We start from the raw sequence: 18,733 nt of genomic DNA, 5'->3' as shown, positions 1-18,733 counted from the left end.
TCATGCTAACGCTGACTTTTTTGGCCAAAACGGTCATTGACCTGTATGTGATGGTACTGCTGTTGCGTATCTGGATGCAGTGGGTTCACAGCGATTTCTACAACCCATTTTCACAATTTGTGGTGAAAATTACCCAGCCGATTATTGGTCCATTGCGTCGGATCATTCCTTCCATGGGGCCAATCGACAGCGCATCACTGCTGCTGGCATACCTGCTGATGACCATTAAGTTCCCACTGTTGCTGCTGATTGGTAGCGGTGCTATCTCACTCAACCCTTATAATCTGCTGTTTGGTGTTATTGCACTGTTTAAAGCTGCCGGTTACCTGATTTTCTGGGTAATGATTATCCGTGCATTGATGAGTTGGGTGAGCCAGGGCCGTAGTCCGATGGACTATCTGCTGTATCAGTTGACTGAGCCTTTAATGGCTCCGATTCGCCGCATCTTGCCTGCCATGGGCGGTATCGATTTTTCGGCGATGGTCGTTATTCTTATCCTGTATCTGATCAACTTCTTAGGTATGGATATGTTAGGCGAGCTTTGGGTTATGCTGTGAGTGCAGTAACACCCTTGCTGGACGGGCTGGTTCTGAGGCTATATATTCAGCCCAAAGCCAGCCGTGATCAGATAGTCGGTTTACATGGCGATGAACTGAAAATCGCCATTACCGCCCCACCGGTAGATGGCCAAGCTAATACCCACTTGATCAAGTTTATCGCTAAACAATTTCGGGTAGCGAAAAGCCAGGTAGTTATCGAAAAAGGTGAACAGGGGCGGCACAAACAGATCAAAATTGTTAATCCGCAACAGATCCCGCCAGAAGTTGCGGCACTGCTCGAGTGATAGAGACTTCCGCAAGAATAACTGTCAGCTCTAATAAAATTCAGGATCCCTCCATGCAAAAAATAGTATTAGCCACCGGTAACCCCGGCAAAGTGCGTGAGTTGGCAAATTTGCTAGCCGATTTTGGTTTGGATGTGGTCGCACAAACCGAACTAGGCGTAGAATCCGCCGATGAAACTGGCTTAACTTTTATCGAAAATGCCATATTAAAAGCGCGCCATGCCGCACAAATTACCGGTTTGCCTGCTATCGCCGATGACTCGGGCCTTGCTGTTGATGCGCTAGGTGGCGCACCAGGGATTTACTCCGCACGCTTCGCGGGTACTGATGCCAGTGATCAAGATAACCTCGAAAAACTGCTAGTGGCGTTGAAAGATACCCCTGATGCACAACGTGGTGCCCAATTCCACTGCGTACTGGTCTATATGCGCCATGCTGAAGACCCAACACCTTTAGTGTTTCACGGCCAATGGCCGGGAGTGATTGCTCACCACCCCGTAGGGGAGGCAGGATTTGGCTATGACCCAATTTTTTATGTAAAAGAGTTGGGTAAAACCGCTGCAGAATTAACTCGTGAAGAAAAACACGCAGTATCACACCGTGGTCAGGCGCTGAAACTGATGCTGGATGCGCTGCGTAATGCTTAAGTTACCTCCGCTCAGTCTCTATATTCATATTCCCTGGTGTGTGCAGAAGTGCCCTTACTGTGACTTTAACTCTCATGCACTGAAAGGTGATGTTCCTCATCAGGAATATGTAGAGCACTTATTAGCGGATCTTGATGCCGACGTACCACTGGCCAGTGGTCGTGAAATTAGCACTATTTTTATTGGTGGTGGCACCCCGAGTTTACTCAGTGCCGCAGCGATGCAACAACTGCTTGATGGTGTGCGTGCCAGATTACCCCTTGCAGCCGGTGCTGAAATCACCATGGAAGCAAACCCAGGCGCTGTCGAAGCTGACCGCTTCAGCGGCTATCAACGCGCCGGTATTAACCGTATCTCCATCGGCGTACAAAGCTTTAGCGCACAGAAATTAACGCGTCTTGGGCGGATTCATGGGCCAGATGAAGCTAAACGAGCCGCAGAGCTGGCAACCTCACTGAATTTACGTAGCTTTAATCTGGATTTAATGCACGGCTTGCCTGATCAAACACTGGAAGAGGCGCTGGATGATTTGCGCCAAGCTATCGCACTGGATCCGCCACATTTATCTTGGTATCAACTGACGATTGAACCTAATACTGGTTTTAGTTCACGCCCGCCGGTTTTGCCCGATGACGATGCACTGTGGGATATTTTCCAGCAAGGACATCAATTACTTACTGCTGCCGGATATCAGCAGTATGAAACCTCGGCCTATGCCAAACCGGGCTACCAATGCCAACATAACCTCAATTACTGGCGCTTTGGTGATTATCTGGGAATTGGCTGCGGGGCGCACGGTAAAGTCACGTTTAGCGATGGCCGCATCCTACGGACGATAAAGACCAAACATCCCCGTGGCTTCATGCAGGGTAAATATCTGGATAAACAGTATGAAGTGGAAACGGCTGACCGGCCTTTTGAGTTCTTTATGAACCGTTTCCGGTTATTAGAAGCCGCACCACGGGCAGATTTCTACCACTTCACTGGTCTGGCTGAAAGCACTATTCGCCCACAGTTAGACGAGGCATTGGCCAAAGGGTATTTAATCGAAACAGAGGAGTACTGGCAGATTACCGAGAAAGGAAAATTATTCCTTAATTCACTGCTAGAACTGTTTTTGTAAATCTAATGCGTAAAAAAGCAGGTTCAGGCGAAGCCCACAGCCTAAACCTGCTTTAGCTAACCCCCAATGGATTGAATATCAAGGGGATTTAGTTCAGCGCCTTAAGTAAATCCTTACGCTGCTGCTCCAGTGTCGTCACCCGCCCACAGACTTCATGGCCAAACTGCTGGAACTCCTGTTCCTGATTATTCCATTCGTTCTGAATAGCCTGTTGTAACCCACCCAAATTGCCCATAATGGCTTGCAACGGATTATTACCGCCACTACCACTAGTCGCCTGCTTAACCCCCATCTCGTTCAAGCTATCTTGCAACACACCGCCCATACTTTGCTGTACCAACTGGCGACCATCTTTTTCTACCTGATCGATGGCCTGATGATGGAAGGTTAAACCATCGCTACGTTTCTCAATGATACGGTTCATCTGTTGCTTTAGTTGATCATTCAATGTGGTGAGCCGGTTGCGCACATTACTGCTGCTCCCCAGTTGTTGAACAATCACTTTATCCAAAGAAACTCGTGCTTTTTCAAGATGCTGTTGCGCGCCCTGATCTATCCACGGCAAATCTTTGCGCAACGCAGTCTGGTAGCGGAACGCCTGTTGGCGCTGCGCGTCGGTCAGCGTCAGTGTTTTACCATTACGGGTAACATCGCCATCAGGCGAAATCTGCAAATTACCGCTGGCTCCCACTATCTGCACAGATTGCGGGCTGATAATCACATCATCCTGCGGTTTTACACTGCACTGATATTCAGCTTGCACCTGTCCGGCAGTCAGCATCAATACCGTCAGGGCTGCCGTTCGTAATGCTTTCATTTTATGTAACATAAGACTCCTGAAGCGCTGTTTTAAAAAATGGAGCGGCCAATCCGCTGTGCCAATAGCTCTAAGGCAGCAGTTCCGGCAAGAGAGTTCCCCGCATGGTCCAATTCTGGTGACCACACCGCAATACACAACTCATCCGGCACAATGGCGATAATGCCACCACCTACCCCAGATTTGCCCGGCATACCAACGCGGAAGGCAAATTCACCCGCCCCATCGTACATGCCACTGGTAATCATCAAGGCATTAATTTGCCGCGCCTGTATCGGCGTAATCAGCGGGCTATGCCTACCAATACTGCGCCCCTGATTCGCCAGATAGACAAAACAGCGAGCCAGTTCGACACAGCTCATGCGCAGGGCGCAGTAGTGGAAATAGGTCTGCAGTACCGTCAGCACATCGTTATCAAAATTATCAAAAGACTTCATCAGATATGCGATAGCCGCGTTACGATCTGAATGTTCAAACTCAGAACGAGCCACTCGAGGATCGTAGCTGATGCTATCATCGCTCACGAGCTGGCGCACCACTTCCAACATCCGCTGTTTCGGCGCACTCAAGCGGCTTTGTAACATATCGCATACCACCAGCGCCCCTGGATTAATAAAAGGATTGCGTGGTTTACCTTTCTCTAATTCTAGCTGAACCAGTGAGTTAAAGGGCTGGCCGGAGGGCTCTTTGCCTACCCGCTGCCACACCTCTTGCTCGCCGTAACGGGATAATGCCAGAGTCAGACTTAACACTTTCGAAATTGATTGGATAGAGAAGCGTTCATCAGCATCTCCGGCTTGAAAAATCTCGCCATCCAGCGTACACACAGCAATGCCCAGCTTATCTGCCGCGACCTCCGCTAATGCGGGAATATAATCAGCAACCTTCCCCTGACCAATCAGCGGGCGAACCTGCTGTAAGATATCTGCCAGTAAGGCATTATTTAAGATTGTTGCTACCTCTAAAATTTTTGCCAAAAAAATGCTCCCAATAGAACTTAGTAACAGCTTCCACTAGCCATGCCTGATAAAAACAAAGGCGCCTGCTTAGGCGCCCTTATTAATTATCTGCCGTTAAACCGGAAGATCAATCCCACCAGATATCAAATAACTCACTGGTTTCTACATTTTTCAACTTGCGAGCTTCCAGCCATTTAGTAACCAATGCACGGTGCTCATCAGTGCAATGACCGATCTCTTGCAGGCAAATCAAACCTTCCCACTGCAAGTAGCCACTACCATCAAATGCCAGCCCATTGGCTTCAATGACTTCATCGATAAAAGCATCGACAGTTTCATCAATTACATCAACACCAGTCCCTTCAGGGAAGGTCCACTGTACGGAGAAACCCAATTCCTGAAACTCGTCGATATGCATCTTCTTGCGTAAACGACGACTACGATTGTTAGCCATTATTCTTTCCTCTCAAACATCAGATCCCAAACGCCATGTCCCAGACGCTGGCCACGTAATTCAAATTTTGTCAGCGGACGCGAGTCCGGACGAGGAACATAATCATTTTGTTCTGAAAGGTTGCGGTATCCGTTTACACCTGACATCACTTCCAGCATATGTTCCGCATAATGTTGCCAGTCGGTCGCCATATGGAACACGCCACCCACTTTTAATTTACTTCTCACCAATTCAACAAAAGGCGTCTGGACGATACGACGCTTATTATGGCGCGCTTTGTGCCATGGGTCAGGGAAGAATAGCTGTACCATATCCAGTGAAGCATCTGGAATCATATTTTCCAGCACTTCAACCGCGTCATGACACATAATCCGCAAGTTGCTTAGTCCCGCCTCGTGAGCAGCCCCCAAACAAGCACCAACCCCCGGAGAATGCACTTCTATCCCCAGAAAATTCTGCTGCGGATTACTGGCAGCCATGGTCACCAGTGAAGTCCCCATGCCGAAACCGATTTCCAGTACCACCGGAGCTTCGCGGCCAAACAAGGCGTTTACATCAACCGGCGTTGCTTGATATTCCACGCCCATCACCGGCCAGTAGCTATCTAGCGCCAGTTGTTGACCTTTGGTCAGCCGCCCCTGACGACGGACAAAACTACGAATACGGCGCATGGCTCGGCCGTTTTCATCAAATTCCGGGGATATGACGTCATTTATCATGGTACTTTCTGTCTGTTGATTGCGTATGTGAACGCGCATTATGCAAAGATACGGTAGTTTATCAACTCTGGGCACCATAAGTACAAAATTAAGCAGTAAATAACGTAGATATAACCAAAGTGGCCGATTAAAGTCAGTGATTCGGGTGCGTGAGTGCGGCTAACACAGTTGTAGCTTCAAGTACGAAGGGGGTTTACAGGGTGAGAACTCTATGCTGCAATCCAGCTCTAATTTATTACCTGCCGGATATTGATACCAACTTATGATGCAAGCGCAACAGTTCGCGCACGAGGTACTTGAGTGGTACCAACGCTTTGGTCGCAAAACCTTGCCGTGGCAATTGGATAAAACACCTTATCAGGTATGGTTGTCAGAAGTGATGTTGCAACAGACTCAGGTTGCGACCGTCATTCCCTATTTCCAACGTTTTATGTTGCGCTTCCCTGATATCAGTGCGTTGGCTGCGGCACCGTTGGATGAAGTTCTGCATTTATGGACCGGGCTGGGTTACTACGCCCGTGCCAGAAATCTGCATAAAGCCGCCCAAACGGTTGTTGAACGCCATCAAGGCGAGTTCCCTACTACTTTTGACGAGATTCTCGCACTGCCGGGGATTGGGCGCTCAACTGCGGGCGCTATTTTGTCGCTCTCGTTAGGGAAACATTTTCCTATTTTAGATGGTAACGTCAAACGAGTGCTGGCCCGTTGTTACGCTGTTGAGGGATGGCCCGGTAAAAAGGAAGTCGAAGGCCGCCTGTGGCAAATCAGTGAAGATGTTACGCCAGCCAAAGGCGTAGGTCAGTTTAATCAGGCGATGATGGATTTAGGTGCCACGGTGTGCACCCGTTCTAAGCCCAAGTGTGAGCTTTGCCCACTGAATACCGGTTGTATGGCTTATGCTAATCACAGTTGGGCGCGCTACCCCGGTAAAAAACCCAAACAGACGTTACCGGAAAAAACAGCTTACTTTTTGTTGATGCAAAACGGATCGCAGGTATGGCTCGAACAGCGCCCGCCAGTAGGTCTATGGGGTGGTCTATTTTGCTTCCCGCAATTTTCTGAACCAGCCGAACTGGAGCGTTGGTTGCAGCAACAAAGTATTGCCAGCAGCAGTTTGCAGCAGTTAACTGCTTTTCGTCATACCTTCAGCCACTTCCATCTGGATATTATCCCCATGTGGCTGAATACGGCGTCATCCCGTGGATGCATGGATGATGGTGCAGGTCTCTGGTATAACTTAGCTCAACCACCCGCGGTAGGATTGGCGGCCCCAGTTGAACGCCTATTACATCAGTTGGCAAAACAGCCGAGTGACCAACATAGCTAACCCCCTGCAACGTCAAGTATGAAGGGAATAGCGCCATAGAAGAGGATTTAGCATGAGCAGAACAATTTTTTGCACATTTTTAAAACATGATGCTGAGGGGCAAGATTTTCAGCTCTATCCAGGTGAGATTGGCAAACGTATCTATAACGAAATATCAAAAGAAGCTTGGTCACAATGGATAACCAAGCAAACCATGCTGATTAACGAGAAAAAACTGAGCATGATGAATGTGGAAGACCGCAAACTGTTAGAGCAGGAGATGGTTAACTTTCTGTTCGAAGGGCAGGATGTTCATATTGAAGGTTATACTCCACCGAGTAAGTAACCACACGGGGTCTGCGCTGGCCCCGTTGTTATTCCTCATCAAGATATGGCTTGTAAGATGAAGAAAATTTTAGCTTTGCTGATAATTGCACCATTGTTAGTGTCTTGCTCAGGCAATAAGAATCAAACAGAAAACGAAGCCTATGTCAAAGATACCAACGGTTTTGAGATTTTAATGGGCCAATTTGCCCATAACATTGAAAATATTTGGGGATTAAAAGAAGTCTTAATCGCGGGTCCAAAAGATTACGTTAAGTATACGGATCAATATCAAACCCGCAGCCATATCAACTTCGATGCCGGTACGATTACGGTTGAAACCATTGCCACGACAGATCCGGCGGCTCACTTGCGTCAGGCGATTATTACCACACTATTAATGGGTGATGATCCTGGCTCTATCGACCTCTATTCGGATGTTAACGATATTCAGATCAGTAAAGAGCCCTTCCTCTATGGGCAGGTGCTAGATAACAATGGCCAGCCGATCCGTTGGGAATGGCGCGCGGCCCATTTTGCTGATTATCTGCTACAAACCAGAATGCAAAAACGCACTTCCGGCCTGCATGTTATCTGGTCGGTCACCTTGCAATTGGTCCCTAACCATCTGGATCAACGTGCCCATAAATACCTGCCACTGGTGCGCCAGTCAGCGGAGCGTTATGGCGTCGAAGAGTCATTGATCCTGGCAATTATGCAAACAGAATCTAGCTTCAACCCATATGCGGTCAGTGGCTCTGATGCGTTGGGTCTGATGCAAGTTGTGCAGCATACTGCCGGGCGAGATGTGTTCAAAATGAAGGGCAAAAGTGGCCAGCCAAGCCGTAGCTATCTGTTTGATCCAGAAAATAATATTGATGCCGGTACGGCATATCTGTCAATTCTGCAAAATACCTATCTAGGCGGAATTCAGAATGCCACCTCACGGCGTTATGCTGTTATTACCTCTTATAACGGCGGAGCAGGTAGCGTATTGCGGGTATTCTCCAGCGATAAGAACCAGGCTGTTAATATTATCAACAATATGGCTCCTGGTGATGTATTCCAAACGCTGACCACTAAACACCCTTCAGGCGAATCTCGCCGTTATCTGGTGAAAGTGAACAGCGCGCAGAAGAGTTATCGCCGCCACTAGTTTTGTTTAATAGCGGATTTTATAGCCAAAGAAATTGGCGTTGCAGGTGGCTAATCCCCCCTGCAACGCCAACGAAGGGAAACTGAAATGGCAGGCTCCACCCACAGTGTCATTTTTATGTCTAAAGTGTGATCGCCTGACAAAAGTGCACATTTGAATAACAACCATTCTCAATAAAATGTTGATAGTATGGCTAATCATCCTATCCCTACTATCGGCAGATTGAACAAATGGACTTTGGACTTACCCTGTTTGAAATGGTGGTAATCTTCTCCACTATGGTCATCGCTTATATCATCTTTGGTATTACAGGATTTGGTTCTGCATTAATTGCCAGTCCGATATTAGCGCTATTTATTCCTGTCGCTAAGATTGTCCCATTATTGGCAATTGTCGATATGTTTGCAGCCATTACCAATGTAGCTCGCCATAGCCGTCATGCCGACCTTGCTGAACTTAAGCGATTAGTCCCACTAATGATTATTGGTAGTCTGATCGGCGCGACGTTACTGCTACGTACTCGCCCTGATATTTTGCTACTGGCGCTCGGCATATTTGTCATTTTATATGCCATTTACGCCCTTAGCCGGCGTAAACCACAAGGGCAATTCAAACCTGTTGCCGCCATTCCTTTTGGCTTGATTGGCGGTATCTTCAGTGCGCTATTTGGCAGCGGCGGGTTTATCTATGCTATTTATTTATCCGGCAGAATAGCCAGCAAAGATAATTTGCGGATTACCCAGACCACGCTTATCGGCCTGAGTACCCTCACGCGAGTTATTTTGTTTACGCTGGCAGGGGTCTACATGGACCTATCTATTTTATGGATGGTACTACTGTTGGTACCGGGGATGTTAGTTGGTTTGGTTATCGCCAATAAAATCAGTTTAGGGATAAGTCGCGACCAGCTTATCCGATTAATAAATATCTTATTGCTGATTTCCGGCACAGTTTTAGTCGCACGCTATTTAGGTTATTGATGAGCCTAATTTGTAATAACTTGTTGATAGACAGCCGATGCTCTCATTGGCTGTCTATCAGTACTTCAGTTTACGGCGTAATGACATAACCAAAGATACGCCGCCACTCTACATCACCTTTTTCGATATAAACGCCCTGCAATTCAGGCGAGAAGCCGGGCAATAAATTAATCCCCTCTTCCAACGCCAGGAAATAACGCTGTACCGCCCCGCCCCACATTTCACCTGGCACCACGCACAATACGCCAGGTGGATAAGGGAGTGCGCCTTCAGCAGCAATGCGCCCTTCAGCCTCGGCAATAGGGATTAGCTCGATATTATCGCGAATAAACTGGATATTGGCATCTTGCGGGTTCATTAATACCGGCGGTAAGCTGGCTTTGCGGAACATATCCTTTTGCAGTTGTTTAACATCATAGCTGACATAGAGATCATGCATTTCTTGGCATAACTGGCGTAGAGTATAGCCGCGATAGCGCTCTTCATTCTTACGGTATATCGTCGGTAATACATCACACAATAAAGCATCTTGCTCCACGTAGCGCTCAAACTGAGCCAGCATATCAACCAGATGTGCCATTTTTGCTGGATTTTCTGCCGGTGTTAGCAGGAACAAAATTGAATTCAGATCGCATTTTTCCGGCACAATGCCATTTTCACGCAAGAAGGTAGCCAGTATCGCTGCCGGAACACCAAATTGGGTATATTGGCCGCTGTTAGCATCAATACCCGGTGTCGTCAGTAATAACTTACAAGGATCAACCAGATATTGGTCTTGGTTATACCCTTCAAAGCCATGCCAACGTTCATTAGGCACAAAATTAAAGAAACGTGTGTCATTAGCAATAACGTCCGTATCGTAATCTTGCCAATTTTTACCACCGACAGTGGGAGGAATAAATGGCCGCAACATTGAGCAGCGTTCTAATAATAGTTTACGCGTATCGATGCCCAACTTGACACAATCCATCCACATGCGGCGGCCACTGTCACCAGAATGAATTTTGGCGTTAATATCCAGTGCAGCAAATAATGGGTAGAACGGGCTGGTTGAGGCATGCAACATAAATGCATTATTAAAACGTTTATGATTACAGTGCCGTTTTTGCCCTTTGATATGATTATCTTTTTTATGTACCTGCGAGGTTTGGGAGAAACCAGCCTGCTGCTTGTGCACTGACTGAGTCACAATAATCCCAGGGTCATTTTCATTTAAATCCAGCAATAGCGGTGAGAAATCCTTCATCATCGGAATAAACTGTTCGTAACCTACCCACGCAGAATCAAACAGAATGTAATCACACAAATGACCAATAGTATCAACCACCTGACGTGCGTTATACACCGTGCCATCGTAGGTACCCAACTGAATGATCGCCAATCTGAATGGCCGCGCCTCTTCTGCTCTTTCTGGCGCAACGTCCCGCAATTGCTGGCGTAAATAACGCTCGTCGAAACAATGAGCATCAATACCACCAATAAAACCGAACGGGTTGCGGGCCGTTTCCAAATAGATTGGTGTCGCCCCAGCCTGAATCAGCGCACCATGATGGTTGGATTTATGGTTATTACGATCGAACAATACCAAATCACCACGGGTCAATAAGGCATTAGTCACGACCTTATTCGCAGCCGATGTACCATTCAAAACAAAATAGGTTTTATCCGCATTGAAGACCTTAGCTGCATATTTTTGTGCATCTTTAGCTGCACCTTCATGGATCAGCAAGTCACCCAGTTTGACGTCTGCGTTGCACATATCTGAACGGAAAATGGTCTCACCATAAAATTCAAAAAACTGGCGACCGGCAGGATGCTTACGAAAAAACTCGCCACCCTGATGCCCTGGGCAAGCAAAAGTTGAATTATTCATCTCGACATATTTTTTCAATGTTGAGAAAAATGGCGGTAATAGATTTTTTTGATATTCACTGGCGGCAGCCTCTACCTGAGCATTGTAAAAAGCTTTGTTTGCTTCGCCGAGCGTAATAATCCCCTTAATCAGAGGCAAATAATCGGCAGAAACCGTCTGTTGTGCCGTGACAGCAACAAAAGTAGGAATAGCAAAACCCAGATCATGCAACTTTGACAATATACCGGCATTGGCATCTTCAACCGACATCACCACAGCGGCAACATCAGTAAAATCAGTTTGATTGAGGTATACCATTCCCCGCTGGCTTTCTATATAAGAAGCCAAACGAGCACTTGTTGCTATTTTTAATAGTGTCATGTCACTTACTCTCAAACGGTCAGGTATGAGGCTGCCATTTTGGCATGTATATGACATCGCATAAGGTGAAGATTTTATGCAATGCCGGCAAATTGATATCTATTACGCACACGATCACTCGCTCAAATAGAAGCTAGAATAGTGAGTTAACTGGTCTTCGCATCGACCAATAGACATCAGTAAAATCAGAGATCCAGCTCTATTTTTAATAATGCCTAACAGTGAGCGACAGATAGCCTTACCGCATGGAAGTAACAAGGAACTTAACAGCAGATAAACAGGAGAAATAGCATGAGAAGCGCTCATTATGCATTGAATAGTCTACTACTGTCATAACCGCCTCCTGCTTACTTAATCGAAATGATATGGATTAGAGGGATGAATAGTAACGCTAAATTTTCGCAATAATTGCATGTTTTGCCGGCAGGTTCAACCTTGTAGGCCAATAAAAATGCACTTTTAGTGAATATCTAAGCCATTGTTATTTAACACACTAAAAAATAAAAAATCTATAAATCAAGTAGATGAAATATGTAGATGCACCATAAAAATTAACTTCCCAACAGTTTTCTCGCTATTTTTGCATGAAAAGAGAGCAACCGATCGCCTTTATAAGAGAAACTCATTGACGACTTGCCGCCAATACGGTTTAATGCGCCCCGTTGCCCGGATAGCTCAGTCGGTAGAGCAGGGGATTGAAAATCCCCGTGTCCTTGGTTCGATTCCGAGTCCGGGCACCACTATTTAAGCTTGTTTGTTACTGCGGCTGAACATCAGTCTTAACAAGCAGGTGATTAGACAGGAATACGATACTTCGTAATTTCGTCACATGGATTGTAAAAATAGTTAGCAATCAATTAGCTCACTTGTTAAATTAAGTGGGCTTTGTTACGTGTTATGGTTACCACAGAGCTTCCTCTCGTGTCAAACCAGCAAGGCTAATTGAGCCCTTGCCTCAAGCTGTTACATAGGTACCCCATCAAAGCGACCCACTCACTTTTAGAGATCTTCCGATATACAGATTATGTCCCTGAGAAGATCACGATGCGCAAGATCCGATTCACTAAGCACCAAATCATCGCCGTTCTAAAATCTGTCGAAGATGGCCGGATCGAGTGTCATAAGGCCGCTATCTCTTGAGCCAGCTATTACAACAGGAAGGTAAAGTAGGCGGTATGGAAACCACTGATATCAAAAAGATCAAAGATCTTGAGGGCGAGAATCGTCGTCTGAAGCAGAGGTTTGCCGATCTGAGTCTGGAATGCCGAGCGCTGAAAGACGTCATAGAAAAAAAGCTTTAAAACCAGTGAGCTAAGTGTGAGTTTAGTCCAACGAATAGCCAGATTAGATTTGTAGGCATTATAACAGAATCAACATATCGGGATAATAATATTGGAAATATACCTGACGAATATTAATCGTTTCAGTAAAACTGTAAGCACAGTCTTTGATATAAAAAATAAGTTATTTAATGTTAATATTAATTACCTTAATAAAGAAAAATTATGCGACCATTCAGATTACTTATAAAAAGGCTATTGAAAACATATAAATTTCCGCAGAAAAAATAGATTAGGCTATCTTTCTGAACGTCCAGACAATGTCTTCCTGTTACATCAACAAAACCAACCTGCTGCAAAAAATTTCAAGAGAAATAAATAGATTTTATAATAAGCATATTGGTATCCAGTAAAAATATGCGAGAAAGGATAAAATATCGGGAACGTAGGTATACCGTATACAAGTAATACAACTGTGTCTCTCAAAAGACGGTATTGACCACAAAAATCTGAAATTGACTAAAGCCTATACTCGAATATTGGTGTTCGACGTGGCACCCACAACTGGGTACAGCATCTCGATGCGCTGGCAATGTTACTATACTGATAATGCCAAGCCATCCAAATCTCCAATACCTTTTCAAAAAAAGTAAGTTGCTATTTAAATCGGGAATTTTTTCCATTTATTATATAGTTCAACTAAGCTAGTCGTTTGATACTTCTTAAGTATATTAATTTTATGAGAGCTTATTGTTTTCGCACTAATACTCAACAAATCCGAAATATCTTTAGTGGCCATACCAAACATTAAAAGTGTTAATATTTGTTTTTCTCGCCCAGTTAATTTTAATGATTTATTTTTACGAGATGAAAATGCATTAGAAATTTCATTCAAAGAAGTCATAAGGCGATAAAAACACTGGTTTATTGTTGACTCTATCTCCATAACCGGAGCTGCTTTACAAAGATGTATTAAGTCCATATCCTTAAAACAGAAGTAATTTTCTGATAACTCACTTTCTTTAGAGTAAAAAATAATAAACATATAAAAACTACTGCTTACATATGGAAATACTTTTCATCCAAGCGCTCTAAATAAACCATTGAATATGATTCAACGATGTGAGTATTTACTGCTAATTAAAAATGAATAATTGTCTGAAGTTTATATATTCATTAACGAGTTACAGTAAAAGTCAGACTTTCGCACCACAAAATAGCTCATTAAATGTACTATTAGTGCTTCTTTTATGAGCTTTAATGTGTAGAATGCCGCTCTCCAGAAGGATTTTAGTCAATGCGTTAACCAAGGAAAGCCATTCACCTCATATTTTAGATACCCTTATGTTTAAGACTATAACCCCCGTTATGATTGCGATTGTCTCTTTATTTACATTTCCCGCGCTTGCCGAACCCTCAGGGAAATTGGTGAGCTCATCATCCTTACAAAATGCGTCAATCCAGTCGGCGTCTGGGCGTCATGAGACACAAAAACTCAAAAAAATCCTGACCCATTATGACGAGTGGGAAGGTGTCAGTTACAAGCTTGGCGGGAACACACGTAAAGGTATCGATTGTTCTGCTTATATGCAGCGCATTTTTGAAGATGAGTTTTCCCTGAGTTTGCCAAGAAGTGCCCAGGAACAAATGAAACAAGGATCTCGGATCACCAAGGAAGCTTTAGATACAGGCGATCTGGTTTTTTTCAAAACCTCACGACAAACACGACACGTGGGTGTTTACATCGGGGAGGGCAAATTTATCCATGCCTCGAGCAGCGTGGGTGTGACCATCTCAAAGCTTGATAATAAATACTGGGGAGCGCGGTATGAGCAAGCACGGCGAATTAATCATACGGAAGCATAAACTCACTACCAACGTATTCGGCCACTGAGGCTGTTCATTTTTGGATTTCTCCATCTCCATATCGAGTGATTACCTTCGATTCCTTCTGGAGTCTAAAACTTTCGAATGGCCGTTATTAACGGTCCGTAAAGATAAAATGTAGGTCAATGGGATCATGGGGATTTAAAACGCAGGCTAATGCAAGAGACTCAGAGAGACTGTATAGCCAGGGTCTCTGATAGAGGCTGTGGCATCAAGCATAAAATCAATGCGTAATGCTGATATTTTTGGCTATCACTGAGTCCGTCACATATTGGTCATTCGAGATACACGAATAATGATGAAAAGATGTTTTATGGTGTTCCCCGCTATCCTGTCATTGAATTCCTGTAACGATAAGGTCAGTGTGGATACCATTCGCGCGATGACTGCCTCCCCGAATGACTCCCGTCTCATGGGGAAGTACTGGATACCCGCACACTGGCGCGCAGAACGGATGGCAGTGTGCAAGTGATCTATCAGTGCTATATGCCTGTGGCCTGGTTCCAAACGATGTTCGCGCAGCAATTGGAAAGAACAAGGGCGGCGAACGCTTGCTGACACAGTGACCAGAAATAAAGTACTGAAAGCAACTGCGCGGGAGAAGAAAAAGCGGGAACCGCTATTGCTGCAGAAGCCAACGCATTGTTTGAGCAACTTCAGGTCCGTGGCGACCTGGACCGCTATAAATCACTGGTCAAATATGCTTCGATGGGTAATCAGAGTCTGGGAACAGTGAAGGCCTTCTTTGACAGCGAGAATGGGCAGGCGTGGCTGGATACGTATCCCAGGGCCGAGGTGGCGCTGGGCCACCACTGCCACGGAACACAGCTCCCGCGACATCATCCAATGGGTTGCTCAGTTCAGCACCGAGATTGCTGCTATCTCCGCGAGCTTTCCACCACCACAGTTGATAACAACTCGCGTCAGGTCACGACTCATGTCAGGTACTTCAGTCTTTACCGAATGGGGTGTAATCATCTGCGATACCATCGCGTCGGCGGGCGGCGGAACGACCTTCAGTTCCATCATTACGATAGCTGGATTGAGACCAGCCCCGCCACGCTCAAGCATGACCTCATATCCACCGGTAGAAGTTTCAACCTCGCCTGACACTATAAGCCTGGGCGGCTGCGCATATACAGATGCCTTCCACTCGCCGGATGACTGGATCCGGCATCCCGCCGGTATTTCAGCCGCGACTGTCACAGCCGATGGTATATTCTGTTCAATCGCCGTGGTCGGCAAGACTGCCTGCTCGCGGGATTGTACATTTCCAACCGCAGCAGTGCTGGCACCGGAATTCTGGTTACAGGCAACCAGCATCAAGGATGCCGCCAGCGCGCTAACGCGTAATAATGCAGACTTGTCCAACATAGTCGATGTCTCCCGTGCAATCGCGAGTGATTAATTTTGCAAACATATCATGATCGAACCAGATTTATTGCAAAAAAATGGCTTTGTAATGAAAACTTAGGCTATTCATCTATTATTCAGTGATCCCCATGAAACTCGCTACAGACATGTATCCCCCAAATGGGGAGCTGCGTCCAGATGGGGAAAAATTGCTTGGCTGGGTCTGATTGTGGGTTTATATCACATTGATAACTCATCAGTCTGGGACGTGTAAAAGTCATCTCCCCCCTAACCGAACCTTCAAAAAGGGATAATCTCGTGACCAAAAGCATTAGGCTCACTGTCGCAATAACACTGCTTACTGCGACACTGCCCATATTAGCTAAAATGCCAGAAAACTTTGTCTATACCAGCTCTGGCGACCTCGAAGCGTCATCAGTCATTATCGCGCGTAGCGACATTGGCGGTGCGCAGATCGTTTACAATTGGCGCTCACTCGAACCTGAGAAGAACAAATACAACTTCTCGCAGATTGAGAAGGACTTGGCTCGTCTTAAGGTAGCCAATAAAAAACTTTTCATCCAGATCCAGGATCGGTTTTTCGAACAGAATGCCAGGTACGTTCCTGATTATCTGATGAATGATGCCAGGTACGGTGGGGGGATATCGCCACAATTTGACAATCCTGGCGAAGGAAAGCCGAGTGGTTCGGGTTGGGTGGCACAGCAATGGGATCCTGCTGTGCGCCAACGTTATCAGGCTCTGTTGGCAGCGATTGCAGAGCGTTTCGATGGTCGAGTCTATGGTGTGAACCTACCCGAAACAGCCATTGATCTTGACGAGAAAAAGCTACCCAAGGGATTTTCCTGCGATAACTATTTTGCAGGCGAAATGGAAAATCTCACCTTTGCGCGAAAGGTGTTCACCAAATCCCATGTGGTGCAATATGTCAATTTCTGGCCGTGCGAATGGAACAACGACCACAATTACATGGGCCGGCTGTTTGAGTTCGCGAGTGCCAATAATATTGGACTTGGCGGCCCAGATATTGTTCCCAACCGCAAAGCGCAAATGAAGAACTCATATCCGTTCTTCAACAAATACAAAAGTAAGCTAGCACTCATTGCCATGGCAGTGCAGGAGCCGACGTTGACCTACAAGAACCCCAATACGGGTAAGCCATTTAGCAAGGATGAGTTTGTACAATTTGCCGACGATTATCTTGGCGCAGATATCATCTTCTGGAGCACTACATCTCCCTGGCTGACTAAGAAATAGGTATCAATCGCTAAGGGCAGAAAGCCTCACTGTGAGATCATGTATAGGTTCTTTTTCCGGATAAAATCGCGCCAGCCGTCGGACAACAGCACTGATAACCCGCGTAAGTAATGGTGCGGACTGGTTCGAATGCTGGCGCATTTACACAGCGAAAATTTCTGGGGTTCCAGCTTAGGCCCCTCTTCGGGAACTGATTGCAACATTCAGTGGGTTCAGTATGAAAGCACCAAGGTATAAATTTAAAACCCATTTTCAGCCCTAAAAATGCCCCAAATATTTAGGGCATTGAGTTCAGTCCGCTGCGGGTTTTCTTTGTTAGCTAAACGCGTTGCCCACGCATTCAGGTCACGAGCTGGCATCCGGTTCATTACCAACTGATAGGATGATGCGAACTCTTACAAATATAGTCATACAGGCGTTGAGTATCTTCCAATGAACAAAGGCGCGTGCCAAGATTAAGTGTTGCCGCGCTACCTGCGGCAACACCAAAACGTACAATCTCAAACAGGTCTGCACCCTTTGCCAGTTTCAGTGTCATTGCGCCAACCATACTGTCCCCTGCCCCAACGGTACTCATCTTCTTCACCGGCGGGGGAACGATTTGTACCCAGTTATCACGATCGACTGCTAATGCTCCCTGTGGCCCAAGCGACACCACGACTCGCTCGGCAGCGCCACGATTAACCAATTCCTTAGCAGCATGGCGTACATCATCAGGATGCTTCAACTCCCGCCCTATAAGGGCCGATAGCTCATTCTGATTAGGTTTTACCAAAGCAAGCCCCCCCAAATCTAAGCTCGCTTTTAATGCATCGCCAGAGCTATCAATGATGCACTGCAATCCCATAGCTTTAGCCTGCTGAATCAGGTGAACTAATTTTTCAATACCCGTACCTGGCGGCAAACTACCGCTAATAACCAAAATCGATCCTGAAGGGATGTTTTGCACTTGTAGTACCAGTAGATCAAACTCAGCATCACTCAATCGCGCCCCTGGCATAACAAAACGATACTGTTCACCACTGTTGTCTACGTGGACATGCATGTTCTGCCGTGTCCAATCCTGCGTTTTCAGCGTTTTCGTCTCAATACCTTCCCGATCAAGCAATTCTTTCAAGTGCTCCCCTGTAGGGCCAGCAATAGGAAAAATTGCATGAGCTTGACCACCAAGATAAACAACAGCACGAGCGACATTAATACCGCCACCACCCGGCTCAAAAATAGGTGCCGTGCAACGTAGTTTTCCTTCAGGGTAGATTTTGGGCGTCGTTGTTGCGCTGTCTAGCGAAGGGGATAATGTTAAAGTGAAAATCTGAGTCATGATAATACAACCTTCCTTTTTGGTTTTTATTTCGCAGATTCGGCAAATAAAA

Annotated in this window: 18 protein-coding genes, 1 tRNA gene and 1 pseudogene; 13 read left to right on the top strand and 7 right to left on the bottom strand. The window is 46.0% G+C overall.

Features of this window, described 5'->3' with window-relative positions:
• Positions 1-2 precede the first annotated feature (2 nt).
• The 4 genes from Q2T71_RS22570 to hemW are packed head-to-tail and all read left to right on the top strand — an operon-like array spanning position 3 to position 2,614.
• A complete protein-coding gene (locus Q2T71_RS22570) occupies positions 3-557 on the top strand; it encodes a YggT family protein (RefSeq protein WP_372560626.1) in 555 nt (184 codons plus the stop codon).
• On the top strand, positions 554-844 hold the full coding sequence (gene yggU, locus Q2T71_RS22565; protein WP_083164094.1) for a DUF167 family protein YggU: 291 nt from the start codon (positions 554-556) through the stop codon (positions 842-844). The genes Q2T71_RS22570 and yggU overlap by 4 nt, the downstream gene beginning before the upstream one ends.
• 53 nt (positions 845-897) lie before the next feature.
• On the top strand, positions 898-1,491 hold the full coding sequence (locus tag Q2T71_RS22560; RefSeq protein ID WP_372560625.1) for an XTP/dITP diphosphatase: 594 nt from the start codon (positions 898-900) through the stop codon (positions 1,489-1,491).
• Positions 1,484-2,614: a radical SAM family heme chaperone HemW gene (gene hemW / locus Q2T71_RS22555; RefSeq protein WP_372560624.1), complete on the top strand. Its 1,131-nt coding sequence runs from the start codon at positions 1,484-1,486 to the stop codon at positions 2,612-2,614. Before Q2T71_RS22560 ends, hemW begins: the two co-directional genes overlap by 8 nt.
• A gap of 88 nt (positions 2,615-2,702) precedes the next feature.
• Here hemW and Q2T71_RS22550 read toward each other — a convergent pair whose 3' ends face one another.
• From Q2T71_RS22550 to trmB, 4 genes are all read right to left on the bottom strand, one after another.
• Complete coding sequence (locus Q2T71_RS22550; RefSeq protein ID WP_372560623.1) at positions 2,703-3,443, bottom strand: DUF2884 domain-containing protein; 741 nt, start codon at positions 3,441-3,443, stop codon at positions 2,703-2,705.
• Between the two features lie 20 nt (positions 3,444-3,463).
• Complete coding sequence (gene glsB / locus Q2T71_RS22545; protein WP_372560622.1) at positions 3,464-4,408, bottom strand: glutaminase B; 945 nt, start codon at positions 4,406-4,408, stop codon at positions 3,464-3,466.
• Positions 4,409-4,517: 109 nt separating this feature from the next.
• The gene (locus Q2T71_RS22540; protein WP_372560621.1) at positions 4,518-4,844 is read right to left on the bottom strand and encodes a YggL family protein; all 327 of its coding nucleotides are present in this window, start codon (positions 4,842-4,844) and stop codon (positions 4,518-4,520) included.
• Positions 4,844-5,563, bottom strand: coding sequence for a tRNA (guanosine(46)-N7)-methyltransferase TrmB (gene trmB / locus Q2T71_RS22535; RefSeq protein ID WP_372560620.1), 720 nt, complete (start codon positions 5,561-5,563; stop codon positions 4,844-4,846). The genes Q2T71_RS22540 and trmB overlap by 1 nt, the downstream gene beginning before the upstream one ends.
• 262 nt (positions 5,564-5,825) lie before the next feature.
• Here trmB and mutY point away from each other — a divergent pair, with 262 nt between their 5' ends.
• The 4 genes from mutY to Q2T71_RS22515 all read left to right on the top strand — a co-directional run bounded on the left by mutY (position 5,826) and on the right by Q2T71_RS22515 (position 9,329).
• On the top strand, positions 5,826-6,890 hold the full coding sequence (gene mutY, locus Q2T71_RS22530) for an A/G-specific adenine glycosylase (protein ID WP_372560619.1): 1,065 nt from the start codon (positions 5,826-5,828) through the stop codon (positions 6,888-6,890).
• A 52-nt stretch (positions 6,891-6,942) separates the two neighbouring features.
• A complete protein-coding gene (locus tag Q2T71_RS22525; RefSeq protein WP_083162670.1) occupies positions 6,943-7,215 on the top strand; it encodes an oxidative damage protection protein in 273 nt (90 codons plus the stop codon).
• A gap of 57 nt (positions 7,216-7,272) precedes the next feature.
• Positions 7,273-8,349, top strand: coding sequence for a membrane-bound lytic murein transglycosylase MltC (gene mltC / locus Q2T71_RS22520; protein ID WP_372560618.1), 1,077 nt, complete (start codon positions 7,273-7,275; stop codon positions 8,347-8,349).
• A 230-nt stretch (positions 8,350-8,579) separates the two neighbouring features.
• Positions 8,580-9,329 (top strand): sulfite exporter TauE/SafE family protein, encoded by a 750-nt coding sequence (locus Q2T71_RS22515; protein ID WP_083162668.1) that lies wholly within the window; start codon positions 8,580-8,582, stop codon positions 9,327-9,329.
• Positions 9,330-9,399: 70 nt separating this feature from the next.
• Here the strand turns inward: Q2T71_RS22515 and speF are convergent, their stop codons facing one another.
• A complete protein-coding gene (speF, locus tag Q2T71_RS22510) occupies positions 9,400-11,562 on the bottom strand; it encodes an ornithine decarboxylase SpeF (RefSeq protein WP_372560617.1) in 2,163 nt (720 codons plus the stop codon).
• Positions 11,563-12,226: 664 nt separating this feature from the next.
• On the opposite strand from speF, the gene Q2T71_RS22505 reads away from it, so the two are divergent.
• Both Q2T71_RS22505 and Q2T71_RS22500 read left to right on the top strand, forming a co-directional pair.
• Positions 12,227-12,302 (top strand) — tRNA-Phe (locus tag Q2T71_RS22505).
• A 304-nt stretch (positions 12,303-12,606) separates the two neighbouring features.
• Positions 12,607-12,857: pseudogene (locus Q2T71_RS22500) on the top strand (transposase); the annotation flags it as partial.
• Between the two features lie 646 nt (positions 12,858-13,503).
• Here Q2T71_RS22500 and Q2T71_RS22495 read toward each other — a convergent pair.
• Positions 13,504-13,887, bottom strand: a complete 384-nt coding sequence (locus Q2T71_RS22495; RefSeq protein WP_372560616.1) for a LuxR C-terminal-related transcriptional regulator — start codon at positions 13,885-13,887, stop codon at positions 13,504-13,506.
• Between the two features lie 224 nt (positions 13,888-14,111).
• Here Q2T71_RS22495 and Q2T71_RS22490 point away from each other — a divergent pair, with 224 nt between their 5' ends.
• The 3 genes from Q2T71_RS22490 (at position 14,112) to Q2T71_RS22480 (ending at position 17,360) form a co-directional block, all read left to right on the top strand.
• Positions 14,112-14,708: an NlpC/P60 family protein gene (locus tag Q2T71_RS22490; protein WP_372560615.1), complete on the top strand. Its 597-nt coding sequence runs from the start codon at positions 14,112-14,114 to the stop codon at positions 14,706-14,708.
• Positions 14,709-15,666: 958 nt separating this feature from the next.
• A complete protein-coding gene (locus Q2T71_RS22485; RefSeq protein ID WP_372560614.1) occupies positions 15,667-16,137 on the top strand; it encodes a hypothetical protein in 471 nt (156 codons plus the stop codon).
• A 332-nt stretch (positions 16,138-16,469) separates the two neighbouring features.
• A complete protein-coding gene (locus tag Q2T71_RS22480) occupies positions 16,470-17,360 on the top strand; it encodes a hypothetical protein (protein WP_372560704.1) in 891 nt (296 codons plus the stop codon).
• A gap of 367 nt (positions 17,361-17,727) precedes the next feature.
• Here the strand turns inward: Q2T71_RS22480 and pfkB are convergent, their stop codons facing one another.
• Positions 17,728-18,681, bottom strand: a complete 954-nt coding sequence (gene pfkB, locus Q2T71_RS22475; protein ID WP_083162632.1) for a 6-phosphofructokinase II — start codon at positions 18,679-18,681, stop codon at positions 17,728-17,730.
• Positions 18,682-18,733: the final 52 nt, after the last annotated feature.

The sequence above is a fragment of the Yersinia sp. 1652 StPb PI genome (genome assembly GCF_041538345.1).
GTDB classification, from domain to species: Bacteria; Pseudomonadota; Gammaproteobacteria; order Enterobacterales; family Enterobacteriaceae; genus Yersinia; species Yersinia enterocolitica_E.
This window is presented reverse-complemented; position numbering and strand designations above follow the sequence as displayed.